This window comes from Chitinophaga sp. YR573, from assembly GCF_900110995.1.
In the GTDB taxonomy this organism is placed as follows: domain Bacteria; phylum Bacteroidota; class Bacteroidia; order Chitinophagales; family Chitinophagaceae; genus Chitinophaga.
Genome location: NZ_FOJF01000001.1, coordinates 3222320 through 3239479, shown reverse-complemented (window position 1 = coordinate 3239479; position 17160 = coordinate 3222320). Strand labels below are relative to the sequence as shown.

Here is a 17160-nt window from a genome sequence, read left to right as displayed (position 1 = left end):
TATTTTAACATCTGTAATTGTTATAGTTCTATCTGGTTACGCAACAGGTCTTCAAAAACATCTCTTTTTCTGATAAGCTGAGCTTTGCCATCTTTGATCAGCACTTCAGCCGGTTTAAAACGGGAATTGAAGTTTGATGACATTTCGAAGCCGTAAGCACCTGCATTATAGAATACCAGGTAATCACCTTCTCTTACATCATTCAGTTTACGGTCCCAGCCGAAAGTATCGGTTTCGCAGATATTTCCCACTACGGTATAGATCCGTTCTGTTCCTTTAGGATTGGAGATGTTGCGGATCAGGTGGAAGGCATCGTAGAACATAGGGCGGATCAGGTGGTTAAAGCCTGAATTTACACCTACGAAAACGGTAGCAGTGGTTTGCTTGATAACATTTGCTTTTACCACGAAATAACCACTCTGGCTTACGAGGAACTTACCAGGTTCGAACCACACCTGCAATGGGCGGGTATAAGTTTTATTGAACTTATTGAAAGCCTCAGACAGTTTTCTGCCCAGTAATGCGATATCTGTTTCAGGATCACCCTGTTGGTAAGCTACTTTGAATCCGCTACCCAGGTCGATGAATTCCAGGTCGGGGAAGTTTACGGCCAGTTCGAACATGATATCTACTCCGCGCAGGAATACATCCACGTCTTTGATTTCTGAGCCGGTATGCATATGTAAACCCGTCACTTTCAGTTTGGTGCTCTTCACGATGCGTTCGATATGGCGCAGCTGGTGAATGGAGATACCGAACTTGCTGTCTACGTGGCCGGTAGAGATCTTGTAGTTCCCACCTGCCATGATATGCGGGTTCAGCCTGATACAGATAGGGTAGCTATCGCCGAAGCGGTTACCAAACTGTTCCAGGATGGAGATATTATCAATATTGATGTTTACACCCAGGTCTTTTGCAGCGATGATCTCATCCAGATCTACACAGTTAGGGGTAAAAATGATGTTTTTAGGCTCAAATCCTGCCTTTAGACCCAGTTGTACCTCATTGATGGATACAGTATCCAGTCCGCAGCCAAGGGAGTTAATATACTTCAGGATATTGATATTGGTAAGGGCCTTACAGGCATAGAAGAAGCGGGCATCCGTCTTTATGAAAGCATTTTGCAGCTTTTCGTACTGGATTTTTATTTTTTCTGCATGGTATATGTATACCGGTGTTCCAAATTCTTCTGCCACTTTCACCAGGAACTCTGTGGAGAGGACGTCGCTTTGTTTAGACATTTATGCATTCAGATTTACAAAATTCATATCGGAGCCTTTCGGACTCTTCCTAAAAGTCTGCGAATTTACTACGCAAATTCCAGAAAAGAGAATATACTATTGGGTAGTATGGGTCCGATTTAAACTTTTGCGTGGGGGCCACTCACTATTCTTCTTCGTCTTTATCATCCATAAAGTCGTCAAGGCTGCGTCTTTCCTTTTTGGTAGGCCTACCGATCTTGCTGGGGCGTTTACCGGTGTCAAAGCTGAAGGCGGTACTCTGCATGGCCAGTTTATCTTCTTCAGGGGTGATATCCAGGTAGTGTTTAATGGCTTCTGCATATTGTACCCTGCTTGGCAACAGGCTGAGGACTTCGATTTTCCATTTACGGGCTTCGTTCCTGATGTCGTACTTATCTCCTATTGCTACTGCACGGGAAGCCTTCACGGATATACCATTCAGCTTTACTTTCCCTGCTTCGCAGGCAGCGGATGCCTGGGAACGGGTCTTAAAGATGCGGATAGCCCAGAGATATTTATCCAGCCGGAGTTTTTCTGTGTTCTGCATAGACTTATTTTGATCAAAAAGCAACTTCTTTGTGACAGAGCTTCGCTCCATCACAAAGAAATTGAAAGGATCTTGCAGGGCTTCGCCCTGCACCCAATTTATTTACTCAGTTCGGCAAAGTACTGATGAAAATAAGGGATTGTTTCGATACCCTTATAGAAGTTAGCCAAACCATACTTTTCATTGGGAGAGTGCAGGTTATCGCTATCCAGACCAAAGCCCATCAGGATGGTTTTAAGTCCCAGCTCTTTCTCAAACAGCGCTACGATAGGAATACTTCCACCGCCACGCATAGGGATGGGAGACTTACCAAAGGTAGCTTTGATGGCTTCGCTGGCAGCTTTGAAAGCTACGTGATCGATAGGCGTAACATAAGGGCTGCCACCATGGTGGGTGGTTACCTTTACTTTTACTGACTTAGGTGCTATTTTCTCAAAATGGGCTTTGAAGAGTTCGGAGATCTCGATCCAGTCCTGATTAGGCACCAGGCGCATAGAGATTTTAGCAGATGCTTTTGAAGGCAATACTGTTTTGGAACCTTCGCCGGTATAACCACCCCAGATACCGTTTACTTCCAGAGTAGGACGGATACCGGTACGTTCGATAGGTGTATATCCTTTTTCGCCCCAGAGTTCATTCACGCCCAGATCGGCTTTATATTCCGCTTCGTCGAACGGAGCAGCGTTGAGGGCAGCTCTTTCTTCTTTGCTCAGGTCCTGTACTTTATCATAGAAACCCGGAATGGTGACATGATTGTTTTCATCATGCATGGAGGCAATCATCTGACAGAGGATAGTAGCAGGGTTGGCTACTGCGCCACCATATACACCACTGTGCAGGTCGCGGTTAGGGCCGGTTACTTCCACTTCCATGTATGACAGTCCGCGCAGGCCGGTATCCAGGGAAGGATTTTCCAGGCTTAACATGGAGGTGTCGGAGATGAGTACTACATCTGCCTTCAGGCGTTCTTTATTTTCTTTGATAAAGATACCGAGGTTGGCAGAGCCCACTTCTTCCTCTCCTTCTATCATAAATTTGATATTGCAGGGGAGGGTATTGGTTTGGGTCATGGTTTCAAATGCCTTTACGTGCATATAAAACTGACCTTTATCGTCCGCGCTGCCACGGGCGTAGATCTTATCATCTTTAATAACCGGTTCAAACGGACCGCTATCCCACAGTTCAAGCGGATCGGCGGGTTGTACATCATAATGACCATATACCAGAACGGTAGGGAGCGCTTTATCGATGATCTTTTCACCATATACAATAGGGTGTCCGGCGGTAGGACATACCTCTACTTTCTCAGCTCCGGCTTCGAGTAACCGCTGCTTTACGGCTTCAGCACAAGCCTTTACATCTTTGCTGTAGCTTGAATCTGCACTTACAGAAGGGATGCGCAGCAGTGCCAGCAGCTCATCCAGAAAACGATCTTTATTCTTTGCCTGATAATCTTTCCAAACTTGCATGTTTCAGTGTAGTTGACTTTAAGAATGCTGCAATTTAAGGGAAAGTCATAAATTAAAGTGGGGAGTATTTCATTGTTATTTATGATCGTTAACCAGTCATTAACAATTTTCTGGATCTTTTATTCGAACTTGAACGCCTGTTTTAAACCATAAAACCGTACACCATTACAAATACCATTGCGTATGCAAACCAGCGAGGATACCGCTATGTTATCCGCATTAAAGGATAGCAACCTTGATGCCTACCAGTACTTTTTCATGAAATACTACAAGCCCCTTTGCGTAAAAGCATGTCAGATGTTGGGGGATATGGAAAAAGCGAAGGAAATGGTGCAGGGTCTTTTCATAGAAGTATGGCAAACAGGCGCATATAGAACGATTGATCATTCCCCCGGAGGATTTTTTTATCAGCTTGTGTGTCAGGAATGCAGTCATCTGCAGACAGGTACAGAACGGATAAAGGCACAATGCCCACCCTGTAAGACCGGGCCGGCACTTATACCCCAGGCATTGCACCCGCAATTGCTTGTATGAACGAATGACAGATTTAACCAATCACCCTCTATAACCTCTTCTTTGTATGAGATACGACCAAGAGTATATATACACATTACTATTGCGAAAGCAACTTGGCGACTTGAGCGAAGTAGAAGACAAGCTACTGCAAAAGGTGATGGAAACTGATGAGCAGGTGCGTAACTGCTGGATCGAACAGGAAGAAGCCAGGCGTTATACGTTTAATGCTTTTCTGGAAGACCTGCGTGTGGAACACGACTGGTGTAAAATAAGGGCGGTGTTAACACCTAAACCTTTACATACGCGTATTTACTATTTCCTGAAAAGGTACAGGGCTGTTGCGGCCATGCTGGTTGCTGCTATGCTGACGGCAGCTGTATTTGTTAGTACCCGTCAGCATAAAGCGCCATCGGCTATCGCTCATTTTGCACCACATAAGAAAGTAACACGTTACCATTCTTTTATTGCACCGGTGATTATTCATCCGGATGAACCAATAGAGGAGGAAACCGCAGCTGTAACAGATACTGCTATGCCTGTTGTGCAGGTCGTTGCCAGGCATATAGAGAACGATACGATTTACCAGAGCAGTACTATTGAATGGAATACACTTACGGTACCTCCGCAAACAGATTATCATATTGAACTGGCCGATGGCACAGAAGTGCACTTAAATGCCAGTTCCACACTGCGCTTCCCTTTCATTTTCCCGGGAAAAACGAGGGAAGTATACCTGGAAGGAGAGGCTTACTTCACCGTAGCGCATAACCCTGCACAGCCATTTATTGTACATACTGGCACGGCATCGGTCATCGCATTGGGCACAGCTTTTAATGTCAACTCCTATGATAACAAGGTGATGACAACATCGCTGGTACAAGGCACGGTAATAACAGATGTAGGAGATAGCCTGGATGTAACCCTTAAACCGGGTTATGAAGCCATTTACAGGCCAGGAGAACCATTTAAGGTAAAGCGCTTTGATGAAACGGTCACCCTTGGTTGGAGGGATGGTATGTACCGCTTTGTGAATAAACCGCTGGAAGATATTGGCCCGGTAATCATGCGCTGGTTTGGTCTGAAACTTGATTTTTCAACACCTGCATTATCTCATCACTTATTCTCTGCTAATCTTGATAAAGACAAACCCCTGTCTACGTTCCTGAATGAAATAAGCAGTGAGTCGGACATTGATTACAAAGTGTACGATGAAACAATACATTTCAGCATACGTAAATCAGGAAATTAATTTCTGACGTAATAAAAACTCCAGTTTTTCATTTACGTCCAGCAGTTTTGCCGTTAACTCCTTGTTTTCTTTACGGAGAGAATACACTTCGTATGCCTTCTCAATATTATGCCTTAACTCTTCTTCGTTCCATGGTTTGGAAAAGTACTTGTACACCTGTCCTTTGTTGATAGCGTCTATTACGGCATTGATATCTGCATAACCGGTAAGTAATATGCGGATAGGTTCGGGGTACTTGTCCAGGATAGATTCGAAAAATTCGATGCCCGTCATTTTAGGCATCCGTTGATCTGAAATGATGATCTGGATTTCTTCTTTTGCCAGCACCGCTTCTGCCTCTTCCGCAGAGGCTGCCGTAAACACGGTGTAAAGTCTACGGAAAGATGCTTTAAAAGCATTTAGATTATGAATCTCATCATCTATATACAGAATATGGATGTGTTGTGCACTCATTGACGCAGACTTAAATTCAATTTAATTAAAAATAAAAAGCGTTACAAACGAATGAAAGACGAGTGGGTATGCGTAGTAAAAGTTTGCTCTGTTTAAAACGCCATAACTCCCTTATAGATAATCTGTTCCATATCTGGTTACCGGGAAATGACTGTAAAATTATAGAGAAAGCCGCATTCGGAGTTTGTTTTTTTCGACAATGACAACAACTTTTCTGTGAAAGTAAAGTAACGACGTTTTATCGTTCTACGAACAGTGTATGATTAAAAAATGCAGACAGGTTTGTTTTTGCATTTTGCATAATTTCGTGTAGGTTTGATATACTCAGTACTCTTGTGTACTAATATGCACATAACCAAAGAAATATACTCGTAGTATTGTTTAATGTGTTTATCAGCATTTAACTCTAAATTAAAACTCAAATGAAAAAAAGTACACTCGTTATCGTGATTATCCTTGCCGTAGTAGTTATTTTCGGCGGCTGTGGTGTTAAGAAATATAATTCTCTGGTACAGCAGGATGAAGTTGTAAAAAGCAAATGGGGCGCCGTTCAAAGCCAGTACCAACGCAGAGCAGACCTGATACCTAATCTGGTAAGCACTGTAAGAGGCGCGGCTAACTTTGAGAAAGAAACTTTAACCCAGGTAATGGAAGCCCGCGCCAAGGCCACGCAAATCACGGTGAATGCAGACGATCTTTCCCCTGAGAAAATTCAGCAGTTCCAGGCAGCACAGGGACAATTAAGTTCGGCATTAGGCAGGTTACTGGCAGTGTCTGAAGCATACCCTGAATTAAAAGCTAACCAGAACTTCCAGGATTTACAGGCACAACTGGAAGGAACTGAAAACAGGATTGCTGTTGCACGTAATGATTTTAACGATTCAGTAAAAGGGTACAACAGTGCTGTACGTACCTTCCCTGGTAATATCGTTGCCGGTTTTGGCGGATTCCATGAAAAAGGATATTTCGAAGCAGATAAAGGATCTGAAAATGCGCCTAAAGTGCAATTCTAAAAACCAGTTCTATGGGCATATTTCCTTTCTCAAAGAAAGAGTTGTTAACCGAAGCTGAGAAGCAACGGCTGGTACAGGCCATCCGCGCAGCCGAAAGGCTTACAAGCGGAGAGATACGGCTATACGTAGAAAGTCATTGCAAATTTGTAAACCCTATAGACAGGGCAGAAATAATATTCCTGCAACTGGGGATGCACAAAACAAAACGCAGCAATGGCGTGCTACTTTATATTGCTCTTAAAGACCGCCAATACGCTATTGTAGGCGATAAAGGCATTCATGAAAAAGTAGGGGACGAATTCTGGCAACAGCAATCAAAGTTGTTACTCTCCCATTTTTCCGGTCAAAGGGTGATAGATGGTATCGAAGCCTGTATCAAAGAAATAGGAGAATCATTGTGTCAGCACTTCCCTTTTGAAGCCGGTGATGATAATGAATTACCGGATGATATCGTTATCGGGAAATAAATAAATTATTAAACCATGAGGAAATTTGGCTGGTTATGGATGCTTGCGCTATTGGTCACCACCGTTACTGGATGGGCACAGGATGTTCCTGCACGCCCTGATCCTCCGCGCCTGGTCAATGACCTTGCCGGCGTTCTGCTGAGTAATGAGGCGGATGCGCTGGAAAGCAAACTGATAGCCTATAACGACAGCACCTCTACCCAAATAGCCGTTGTTACTATAAAAACTACCGGCGTTTATGACATCAGCGAAGTAGCCTTAAAAATACTGCGGGGCTGGGGTGTAGGGACTAAAGAAAAGAATAACGGGGTTGTTTTACTGATTGCAGTAGACGATCATAAAATAAGAATTGAAACAGGTTCCGGCATGGAAGGCGTACTGCCTGATGCTATCGCCAACAGGATCATAGACCAGATCATCGCTCCTAATTTCCGTGAGGGACATTATTACCAGGGGATAGATGAAGGCGTTGATAAGATCATACAGGCAGCTGCGGGAGAGTACAAAGGTATTCCCTCAAGCCGCAAAGGCAGTGGTGGCGGTGGCGCCATACTGGTGGGTATTATCATTCTCGTGATTATCATCTCCTATTTTAATAACCGTGGCGGCGGTGGTGGTGGTACTACCATCAGCAGACGCGGATGGGGAGGCTGGATAGCCCCTATGATAATAGGTAACGCTCTTGGTGGAGGATTTGGCGGTGGTAGTCGTGGTGGTGGTGGTTTCGGCGGCGGTGGAGGCGGCTTTGGTGGCTTCGGAGGAGGCTCCGGCGGCGGCGGTGGCGCCAGTGGAAGCTGGTAAAAAATATCAGGCTCTCAAACATATTAAGGCTCCGTTAGGAGCCCCGTGTTTGTAGCAACAATCTATCTTCTACATAATAGACTCCGTTAGGAGTCCCCTAAAATTGCTAATATCAGGGGACTCCTAACGGAGTCTGTGTTTTGTTGTTTAACATGTTTTCTACAAACACGGGGCTCCTGACGGAGCCTATTATGCTTCTCCTAATGGGAACCATACATTTACTTTAGTCCCGCAAGCCTGTCCGTCCTCATCAAACAGATCTTCAATATCGAATGTAGCATCTAAATTAAAACGCTTGTTATAGAGGGCCAGCCTGTCTCTTGTAATTTGTAATCCTTTTGAATTATGTCCGGATTGTTGTCTCAGCGCTGCTGCTCCTACCCTTCCAATCCCATTATCCTGAATGATACAGAGTACCCGGTCCTTTACTTTATGGAAAGCAATGCTCACATTTCCTCTTTCCTTTTTATGCAGTAAGCCATGCCATATTGCATTCTCTAAAAATGGTTGCAGCACCATTGTAGGGATATCTGTGTAGTCCGCATCCAGCTCATCATCAATTGTAATCTCATAAGTAAACTGATCAGCAAAACGTAGTTTCTCCAGCTCCAGGTAGTTCTCCAGCATCTTTATTTCTTTGGATACGGGGATGATGTTCAACTGGGATGTATCCAACACATTCCTTATCAGTCGAGCAAAACGGCTGAGGTAAGAGAGGGCCTGTTCTGTCTCATTCTTCATCATGAACGTCTGGATAGAGTTCAATGCATTAAAGATAAAGTGAGGATTCATCTGCGCACGCAGCGCTTTCATTTCCAGCTGGGCCATCTGCTGCTGGATAACTGCTCTGCGTCTGGCAGCCCGTTTAATATAATAAATGCGCATCCTGAAGTAGAGATAGATCAGGGATATGATCAGCAACAGCACCAGCATCCTGAACCAGGTCGTTTGCCAGAAGGCGGGCAGAATATTGATCTTTAGTTCCGTGATACCTTCTGAAAAGGTACCTGCTGTATTTACACTTCTCACCCTGAATGTATAGTTACCCGGGGGCAGGTTCGTATATCTTGCTACCAGGATATTCTCTGCCTTCAGCCATTCTTCATCCACTCCTTCCAGTTGGTAGAGATAGCGGATGGGTTCATGATGATATTGCAGGCTTTTAAATTCTATGCTGATAAAGTTCTGACGGTAACTTAATGTAACCGGCTTCCCCGTTGTCATATGTACGGTGCTGTCCATCGTACGGAAACTGAGTATTGTTACATCCGGTGGTGGTGGCGCTACATTTAATTTAGCCGGATCAAATATCACGAAGTGATCGGAAGCGCCTACCATGAGTCGCCCGTCTTTTAGCCTGGCAATACAACGTCTTACTTTACGGTTGTTATCGATGATATCTCCGGACTGTACAAATGTACTGAGGGTGAAATTTGCTGCATTGAAGCGATAGAAGCCGTATTGCGTAGTGAACCACAGTCCGTTTTCACCATCCTTTTGCATGCTTAATACCCATTCATCAAACAGGGCACTGTTGATTTTTAAGGGTTTTAAACTGCCGTTACGGGTATCATAAAGCCATAGGCCATGGTCTGTACCGGCAACTAAAGTGGTGTCATTCAGCAAATTCAGACAGGTGATATTACTGATAGACAGTTTATCAATATGAAAAATTGTTGCGCTGCTAACGTTTTGGGTAAAGCGGTTGAACCGGATTAATCCCGCATCGCTGGTAGCCAGCCATAACAGGGAATCATACTGCGGGGCGATATCCATGACGGTGGTAGGCCGTTTTAAGTAGCTGGTAAGCGCCGTATAATGATAGAACCGCTCATGTTTAGGATCCCAGCGTGCCAGTCCTTTTTTATACAGACCTATCCATACAGCGGTGTCGCTTTCTACCTTCATGTTCATGGATGTCTGATCTCCAAATAAAGGGGACTGATGGTGTGCGATAAATTCGCCTTTATCCGGATCAAACACTGATATCCATCCATTTTCCTGTCCTATAAGGACTTTCCCATCCGGCATTTCTGCAAAACTCCATACCAGGCTGCGCCCTTCGGGTAAGTTTTCTTTGTGGGTGAATTGTTTTTTGAGGACCATGGATGGCGTCATCCAGCTGAAACCCTTTCCCCAGTAACCGGCATAGATATAGCCTTTACTGTCCTGGAACAGACCTGTTACCTCTGCTTTGGGTAATCCCGCAGCGTTGTCATCCATGATATGAAAAGACTTATCAGGCAAACTCAGAATATTCACTCCTTCGTCTGTACCTATCCACAGATAACCATCACGGTCATTGAGGATACAGTTTACCTCATATGCATAGTGTAATCCGCCTTCATCTTTATTATTAGCAACAATATGTGTAGCGAATGTTCTGGTACTGTCATCAAACCTGTAAATACCATTCAGTTCCGTAGAAATCCATACACGATGATCTTTATCGGAAGTAATATCCGTGATCATATTGTCTTTGAGATAACATGTCAGTTGTCCTTTATCATAACAATAAAGGGTATGACCAATACGGGCAGAGACCCATAAACGATGTTGTTCATCTATATAAAACTTTCTTACGCTACCGACGACTGAGAGCAAAGGGTTTTTATCCGGGTTATTGGTAGCGCTATACAGTTTTTTCCTGCTGGCATCCAGCATGTAAACACTGTTCTTGCCGCTGATCCACAGGTTGCCGTCATCATCTTCTATGATGGCGCTGTACATTTCCTTTCTTAATTCTTCCGGAATACCGGGTGGTTTTATGAATGTTTCCCTTCGTTCATCGTATTGCAGCAGTCCTTCCTGGGTGGTAATCCATATGATACCTGCACGGTCCTGTACTATCTGACTGCAATTAAGGTTGCCTTGTACGGCAGGGAAAATATCTGTTTTAAGTACTTTTAGTTTAGCACTGTTAGGGTCGTAAAAACGGATATTGTCCGGGGCACCCATCCATATTCTTCCCGCCCGGTCTTCACACAGGCAGATATCATCATAATAAATAGATCCAGGTACTTTATCGAAACTGGCTACGGTGACCAGGTTATATCCGTCATAGCGTTGGAGGGCTGTACTGGCTATCCAGATAAATCCTTTTCTATCCTGCATAATAGCGGAGACGTGGTTGCTGGCCAGTCCGCTTTTTATATCCAGGTGTATGAAAGAGTAAGAGATGCCAGGGTCCTGAGCCCGGACAGGCAATGTAATCAGCCATAAAAATGCGAGCATCCATCTCATAAGGTGGCCTCTAAATTAAGTATTCTGTGTTGCCTTAAGATACATTTCTTCATCAAAGGCATTTTCACTTTTAGCCATTACTATTGTTGCTACTCCATTGCCTATCAGGTTGGTAATAGCTCTTGCTTCCGACATGAAGCGGTCTACACCTATCAGGATTGCCAGTCCTTCTACAGGAATTACTTTGATAACAGACAGTGTAGATGCCAGCACAATGAACCCGCTGCCGGTGATTCCTGCCGCTCCTTTTGAGGTGATCATCAGGATACCGAGCACCGTTAATTCCTGCCAGATGGTTAAAGGTACGTTGAATACCTGCGCCAGGAATATGACCGCCATAGAGAGGTAAATACTGGTGCCATCCAGGTTGAAGGAGTATCCGGCAGGGACTACCAGTCCAACCACTTCCCTTGAACAGCCTAGTTTTTCCAGGCGTTCCATTAATCCGGGTAAGGCGGATTCCGAAGAGGAAGTGCCCAATACCAGCAGTATTTCGTTCTTTATGAATTTGAGGTAGCGCCAGAGATTGAAGCGGTAGTATTTAGCAATAATATTCAGGACTACGAAGATGAAGAGGAACATGGTGAGGTATACGCATCCCATCAGTTTAACCATGGGCTTCAGGGAGTCTACACCGAAACTTCCTATCGTGTATACCATGCCACCGAAGGCGCCTAGTGGAGCCAGTTTCATGATGAATTTGAGGATATTGAAGAAGACTTCCGAGAGTCTTTCAAAGGTGGCCAGTAGTGATGTGCCACCGTTTTTCATTTTGGTGATGCCGTAACCGAATAAGATCGCGAATACCAGTACCTGAAGAATATCTCCTTTCGCGAAGGCATCTACGGCATTGGAAGGAATAATATGCATCAGGAATTCGGTCCAGCTGAAGCCGGCAGCATCTTTTTCTATTTTGGCGAGGGCGGTAACGTTTGTGTTGGTGAAGACGACGCCTTGTCCAGGTTTGAGCAGGTTGGCCAGGATGATACCTATGGTGATGGCCATGGTGGTCACTATTTCAAAGTAGAGTAAGGCTTTGCCTCCTACCCTGCCTACTTTCTTCATATCGCCCATGCGGGCAATTCCCAGGACGATGGTGAGGAAGATGATGGGGGCGATGAGCATTTTGATCAGGTTGATAAAGACCTCACTGATTATTTTGCCTGTGCCTGCCATACCGGGGAAGTATGCCCCTACGAGTATACCTAGGATGATAGCGATGATTACCTGGAAGTATAGGTGCCGGATCAATTTGCTCATCCATCAATATACAAAAAAAAATAAACGCCTGGCACTCTTGCAGTGTCAGGCGTTATAAGTGATTATCCTTTAATAGCTGCGATACCTGGTAATACTTTGCCTTCAAAGTATTCCAGCATAGCGCCACCACCGGTAGAAACGTAACTAACTTTGTCTGCCAGGCCAAACTGGTTTACAGCAGCAACGGAGTCTCCACCACCTACCAGGGAGAAAGCACCCTGTGAAGTAGCCTTAACGATTGCATCTGCAATTGCTTTGGTACCGTGCTGGAAAGCTGCCATTTCAAATACACCCATAGGACCGTTCCACAGGATAGTTTTTGATTGCTGGATCGTTTCGCTGAAGATAGCGACAGACTTCTCTCCTATATCCAGGCCCATCCATCCTGCAGGGATGTTATCATTGCTTACCAGCTGAGTGTTAGCGTCGGCAGCGAATTTATCTGCAGCGATAGAATCAACGGGCAGGATCAGTGCAACACCTTTCGCTTTGGCTTTAGCGAGGAGTTCCAGCGCCAGGTCGAGTTTTTCGGTTTCACAGAGTGAGTTACCGATTTCTTTACCCTGTGCTTTGAGGAAGGTATATGCCATACCACCACCGATGATGATGTTATTGGCTTTTTCCATCAGGTTTTCTATGATGAGGATTTTGTCGCTCACCTTAGCACCACCGAGGATGGCTGTGAATGGTTTTTCTGATTTGTGCAGTACTTTCTCTGCGTTACCAACTTCAGCTTCCATCAGCAGACCGAACATACGTTTGTCGGCAGGATAGTACTGGGCGATAACAGCGGTAGAAGCGTGGGCACGGTGAGCGGTACCGAAGGCATCGTTCACGTATACATCTCCTAATTTAGAGAGTTTTTCTGCGAAGGCGGTATCGCCTTTTTCTTCTTCTTTGTAGAAGCGCAGGTTTTCCAGGAGCAGGACTTCTCCGGCCTGGAGGTTTTTAGCAGCTGCTTCTGCAACGGGACCGATGCAGTCAGTAGCAAACTTTACTGTTACGCCACCGAGGAGTTTTATCAGGTGGTTTACCAGGTGTTTGAGAGAGTATTTATCGGTGGGACCGTCTTTTGGACGACCTAAGTGCGACATTAATATAACGCTACCGCCATCTTTCAGGATTTTCTGAATGGTAGGAACGGCGGCGGTCATGCGATTATCGTCAGTAATTTCAAATTTATCATTCAGGGGAACGTTAAAGTCTACGCGTACGAGGGCTTTATGACCACTGAAGTTGAAATCGGAGAATTTGCTCATTGGTGAACTATTTATTTATGGTAAAATGGTGAACAGTGAATGGTGATCAACACCATTTACTATTCACCATTTACATAGTTATATGATAACTTATTTGCTGATCAGACCTGCGAAGTACTTAACGGTACGTACCAGCTGGGATACGTAGCTCATTTCGTTGTCGTACCAGGAAACGGTTTTAACCAGTTGTTTGTCACCTACGGTGATTACTTTAGTTTGTGTAGCATCGTACAGGGAACCGAAGTGGATACCGATGATATCGCTGCTAACGATTTCGTCTTCGGTATAACCGAAAGATTCGTTAGAAGCAGCCTTCATAGCGGCGTTGATTTCTTCTGCAGTTACTTTTTTGTTCAGGATGGTAGTCAGTTCAGTTAAAGAACCGGTGATGGTTGGTACACGTTGAGCGCTACCGTCCAGTTTACCTTTCAGTTTAGGCAGTACCAGTCCGATTGCTTTAGCAGCACCGGTGCTGTTAGGTACGATGTTAGCTGCGGCAGCGCGTGCGCGGCGCAGGTCGCCTTTTGGATGAGGAGCATCCAGGGTGTTCTGGTCGTTGGTGTAAGCGTGGATGGTGGTCATGAAGCCGAGTTCAATACCGTATTTGTCATCCAGAACTTTCGCCATTGGAGCCAGACAGTTAGTTGTGCAGGAAGCGCATGAGATAACTGTTTCGCTACCATCGAGGATATCGTGGTTAACGTTAAATACAACAGTTTTCAGGTCGCCGGTAGCGGGAGCAGAGATAACTACTCTTTTAGCGCCGGCAGTGATGTGAGCAGCAGCTTTGTCTCTGTCTGCGAAGAAACCAGTAGATTCTATCACCACGTCAATACCATGCTGTCCCCAGGGAATCTGAGAAGGATCTCTCTGTGCGTATATCTTAATTTCTGCACCGTCTACAGAAATTGAATTTTCAGAATGCTTCACGTCTGCATCAAAGCGACCCTGAGCAGAGTCATACTTCAGCAAATGAGCTAAAACAGCGGGACTTGTAAGGTCATTAATAGCTACCACGTCTATGCCGGGCATTTTAGAGATCTGACGGTAAACTAAACGGCCAATACGACCGAAACCATTAATACCGATTTTAAGAGTAGTTCCCATTTTACACTGAGTTTGTTGAGATTGAAAAAAATTGAGTAGCGAATTTACAAGCAATACAGGGATTAAGCAATATAAATTTAAGTTAAGCAACTTTTTTTTGAAAATATCAAAATACGGGCTACCTTTGCAGTCCTAAATTAGACGCCGCGTTGGTAAATCGGTTAATACACCTCCCTTTCACGGAGGAATGACGGGTTCGACTCCCGTACGCGGTACCAACAACGACGGGGATAGTACGAAAGTATTATCCCCGTTTTTATTTTCGGGCAGTTGCCCCGCCTGTTGGGCAATGTCGAGGAAAACTTCATTTACACGCGAGGTTCGACACTAGTCGTTTTTCGGTTATTAGATTTTAAGCGTATTGAAAAGCGACATGAACCGTTCCCGAAATTCCTTATCACTTTGCAAAAAATATTCCCTGCTCCTTTTGCCTAATTCATGAAGGTCGTTACGCGCCAACACTTCTTCAACAGTTTTTCTGATAGATGCTGGATCGATATAAACTCCACTTCCCAGACTATTGGGTAATGTATATTCCACCTGAGCTGGTATATAGAAATTGCATTTAAATTCATTCATAGGCGGGTAGTCAGTTGTGATAACCACTGCACCACAAGACATAGCCTCATTAATACAGTGCCCAAAACCTTCCACCTGCGAAGGGTATATATGAATGAGTGTGCTGTTTCGAAGCCGACTGTATTCTTCCTTAGATAAATAATAATGAGCAGATATTGATTCGTTGGTAATGGTTGCTGTGTCAATAGTGCGGGTTGCCAGGTGTAACCTGGCGTCAGTAAAATTGTCCCAGGCATATATTAAAAGCTGTGTGCCTTTTGCCTTTGAATTGCCGGCCGCATGAAAACACTCTTTAGCTTTTTCTGACGGCACGTAACAATCTATTGACGTGAAACCTGTATAGTGAACATTGTTATGATAATTATTAAATATATTGTATGCATACCTTGATTTGCAGAATATCGCTTCAAATTTATGCAGGGACGGTAGCCATTTTCTCATAAACCACTCCTGGTTAGGAATAAGAATATTTCTCTTGCCAAAGCACCGCTCATCCACAACTTCAAGATGTATGCACAGATCAGTATCTTCACTTAACGGGGCAAAATCCCGATTGTCGCGAGCATCAACATCAAAGTTGTGCTCCTGCAACAATTTCGTTAGGATGATCTTATCCTTTTCGAGGCCTCCGTTATTATTAGCTCCGATTATTGTTATTTTCATAGGTCTATCATTTTTCCGTTTTCATTTACAGATATTTCTACGCGAAGGGGATACCCTTCTATACGCTCCTGCCGATGATGATAATTATATACCCTGATCCCTTTTTTCCAGGTCCTGTATCTTGCATCCAGGGCTTCAACAGAGTTTGCGACTATCTTGAAAGCTGCATTTTCAAAGATGATCTCCTGGTATGGGTATTGAGCAGAGCCGGGTGAAATAATGCCATTATTTGCCACCAGATCTTTGCCTATAATTTTAAAAAGCCATAGATCAACAAAAGGAAACTTATAATCATAACCATCTATCTGCTCCCCGTCGTCCATCCATAATTTATAAAACGGAATTCCCGACCTCTCTTCAATTTTCATCATTTGATACAGTCCTGTTGTTTTTTCTACTTCGGCTAAAAATGCGGGTAGGTCCTTTTCATTTATTCCAAGGTCAACATCATCATCCCATGGCATGATACCACCATGTCTTACATACCCAAGATGCGAACCTCCCTGTAATAAGAGGTCTATATTTAGCTTGGCGGCTATATTACTGATCGTCTTTAAAAGTAACTGTACCTTTTCCTTATTTTGCGGGGTCCAACGGCTTCTTTCCGTGATGGCCTCATAAATGGCCCTATTCCGGTCTCTAGACTTTAGTACTGGCTGTTGCCCATAATTAAACCATTCAACCTCCTGGCAAAAAACCTCGATCTTTTCATCCATAGAAAGTTGTAGAATTTCATCATCCACTCGTTGTCTGATACTAGTGTTTCCCATCAGTTTACGGCAGCCCTGTTTGCTGAGAAAATAAATACTATTGCCCCAGGAAAAACCAAGCAGATGAGGCAGAGGATCCTTTTTTTCCTTGGAATTCCAGTTTATCATGGAACGTAGCTTTTCCATTATTAACGCATTTTCCTCTTCCTGGATAGTCATCCTGTCAAACGGGAAAAAGACGTCCCAACCTTCGTCTAAAGTTTGCATCACCTCATTAATGGCTGTAGCAGAAGCCTCTAATTTTACCGAAGCATCAACTATTAAGCACCAATCGTCATTTTGCTTTAAGAATAACTGCCAGGCATTGTAGTGAAGCTGGTAATTTTTAATCTCAGAAGGTGACAGGTAGAAACCATATTGTTCAAAATGCCAGGATGGGTCAATCTTTAAGGTAATATCCAGGTTTTCAGGGGATAGGTAATGAATGTTGGCATCCACTCCAGGTATGCTAACAATAGGTTGCAGGTCACCCGTCAGTTCCTGATCACTGACCAATGGTATGAAATAAATAAGCATAGTATAT

The 17160-nt window shown here is 44.2% G+C and carries 15 protein-coding genes and 1 tRNA gene; 6 read left to right on the top strand and 10 right to left on the bottom strand.

Going from position 1 to position 17160, the window contains the following annotated elements; genetic code table 11:
* Positions 1 to 20 precede the first annotated feature (20 nt).
* From lysA to BMW86_RS13700, 3 genes are all read right to left on the bottom strand, one after another.
* On the bottom strand, positions 21 to 1241 hold the full coding sequence (lysA, locus tag BMW86_RS13710) for a diaminopimelate decarboxylase (RefSeq protein ID WP_089782311.1): 1221 nt from the start codon (positions 1239 to 1241) through the stop codon (positions 21 to 23).
* A 145-nt stretch (positions 1242 to 1386) separates the two neighbouring features.
* On the bottom strand, positions 1387 to 1788 hold the full coding sequence (locus tag BMW86_RS13705) for an RNA-binding S4 domain-containing protein (RefSeq protein WP_089783676.1): 402 nt from the start codon (positions 1786 to 1788) through the stop codon (positions 1387 to 1389).
* Between the two features lie 98 nt (positions 1789 to 1886).
* Positions 1887 to 3257 carry a dipeptidase gene (locus tag BMW86_RS13700; RefSeq protein WP_089782310.1) on the bottom strand — a complete coding sequence of 457 codons (1371 nt, stop codon included), beginning with the start codon at positions 3255 to 3257 and terminating at the stop codon, positions 1887 to 1889.
* A gap of 183 nt (positions 3258 to 3440) precedes the next feature.
* Here BMW86_RS13700 and BMW86_RS13695 point away from each other — a divergent pair, with 183 nt between their 5' ends.
* Both BMW86_RS13695 and BMW86_RS13690 read left to right on the top strand, forming a co-directional pair.
* Positions 3441 to 3791, top strand: coding sequence for an RNA polymerase sigma factor (locus BMW86_RS13695; protein WP_089782309.1), 351 nt, complete (start codon positions 3441 to 3443; stop codon positions 3789 to 3791).
* A gap of 46 nt (positions 3792 to 3837) precedes the next feature.
* On the top strand, positions 3838 to 5022 hold the full coding sequence (locus tag BMW86_RS13690) for a FecR family protein (RefSeq protein ID WP_089782308.1): 1185 nt from the start codon (positions 3838 to 3840) through the stop codon (positions 5020 to 5022).
* On the opposite strand, the gene BMW86_RS13685 is transcribed toward BMW86_RS13690, so the two are convergent.
* The gene (locus tag BMW86_RS13685; RefSeq protein ID WP_089782307.1) at positions 5011 to 5475 is read right to left on the bottom strand and encodes a response regulator; all 465 of its coding nucleotides are present in this window, start codon (positions 5473 to 5475) and stop codon (positions 5011 to 5013) included. The two genes, BMW86_RS13690 and BMW86_RS13685, sit on opposite strands and share 12 nt — an antisense overlap.
* Before the next feature lie 422 nt (positions 5476 to 5897).
* Here BMW86_RS13685 and BMW86_RS13680 point away from each other — a divergent pair, with 422 nt between their 5' ends.
* Genes BMW86_RS13680 through BMW86_RS33270 form a run of 3 tightly spaced genes read left to right on the top strand, consistent with a single transcriptional unit; the run spans position 5898 to position 7756 of the window.
* The gene (locus tag BMW86_RS13680) at positions 5898 to 6488 is read left to right on the top strand and encodes a LemA family protein (protein WP_089782306.1); all 591 of its coding nucleotides are present in this window, start codon (positions 5898 to 5900) and stop codon (positions 6486 to 6488) included.
* Positions 6489 to 6499: 11 nt separating this feature from the next.
* Complete coding sequence (locus tag BMW86_RS13675; RefSeq protein ID WP_089782305.1) at positions 6500 to 6955, top strand: TPM domain-containing protein; 456 nt, start codon at positions 6500 to 6502, stop codon at positions 6953 to 6955.
* A gap of 15 nt (positions 6956 to 6970) precedes the next feature.
* Positions 6971 to 7756: a TPM domain-containing protein gene (locus BMW86_RS33270; protein WP_089782304.1), complete on the top strand. Its 786-nt coding sequence runs from the start codon at positions 6971 to 6973 to the stop codon at positions 7754 to 7756.
* Positions 7757 to 7945: 189 nt separating this feature from the next.
* Here the strand turns inward: BMW86_RS33270 and BMW86_RS13665 are convergent, their stop codons facing one another.
* The 4 genes from BMW86_RS13665 to gap all read right to left on the bottom strand — a co-directional run bounded on the left by BMW86_RS13665 (position 7946) and on the right by gap (position 14625).
* On the bottom strand, positions 7946 to 10999 hold the full coding sequence (locus BMW86_RS13665) for a ligand-binding sensor domain-containing protein (RefSeq protein ID WP_089782303.1): 3054 nt from the start codon (positions 10997 to 10999) through the stop codon (positions 7946 to 7948).
* 15 nt (positions 11000 to 11014) lie between these two features.
* On the bottom strand, positions 11015 to 12259 hold the full coding sequence (dctA, locus tag BMW86_RS13660) for a C4-dicarboxylate transporter DctA (RefSeq protein WP_089782302.1): 1245 nt from the start codon (positions 12257 to 12259) through the stop codon (positions 11015 to 11017).
* 62 nt (positions 12260 to 12321) lie between these two features.
* Complete coding sequence (locus BMW86_RS13655; protein WP_089782301.1) at positions 12322 to 13518, bottom strand: phosphoglycerate kinase; 1197 nt, start codon at positions 13516 to 13518, stop codon at positions 12322 to 12324.
* A 90-nt stretch (positions 13519 to 13608) separates the two neighbouring features.
* A complete protein-coding gene (gap, locus tag BMW86_RS13650) occupies positions 13609 to 14625 on the bottom strand; it encodes a type I glyceraldehyde-3-phosphate dehydrogenase (RefSeq protein ID WP_089782300.1) in 1017 nt (338 codons plus the stop codon).
* A 143-nt stretch (positions 14626 to 14768) separates the two neighbouring features.
* On the opposite strand from gap, the gene BMW86_RS13645 reads away from it, so the two are divergent.
* Positions 14769 to 14843 (top strand) — tRNA-Glu (locus BMW86_RS13645).
* 127 nt (positions 14844 to 14970) lie between these two features.
* On the opposite strand, the gene BMW86_RS13640 is transcribed toward BMW86_RS13645, so the two are convergent.
* The gene (locus tag BMW86_RS13640) at positions 14971 to 15867 is read right to left on the bottom strand and encodes a glycosyltransferase (protein WP_089782299.1); all 897 of its coding nucleotides are present in this window, start codon (positions 15865 to 15867) and stop codon (positions 14971 to 14973) included.
* Positions 15864 to 17153 carry a LicD family protein gene (locus tag BMW86_RS13635; RefSeq protein WP_089782298.1) on the bottom strand — a complete coding sequence of 430 codons (1290 nt, stop codon included), beginning with the start codon at positions 17151 to 17153 and terminating at the stop codon, positions 15864 to 15866. Before BMW86_RS13635 ends, BMW86_RS13640 begins: the two co-directional genes overlap by 4 nt.
* Positions 17154 to 17160 lie beyond the last annotated feature (7 nt).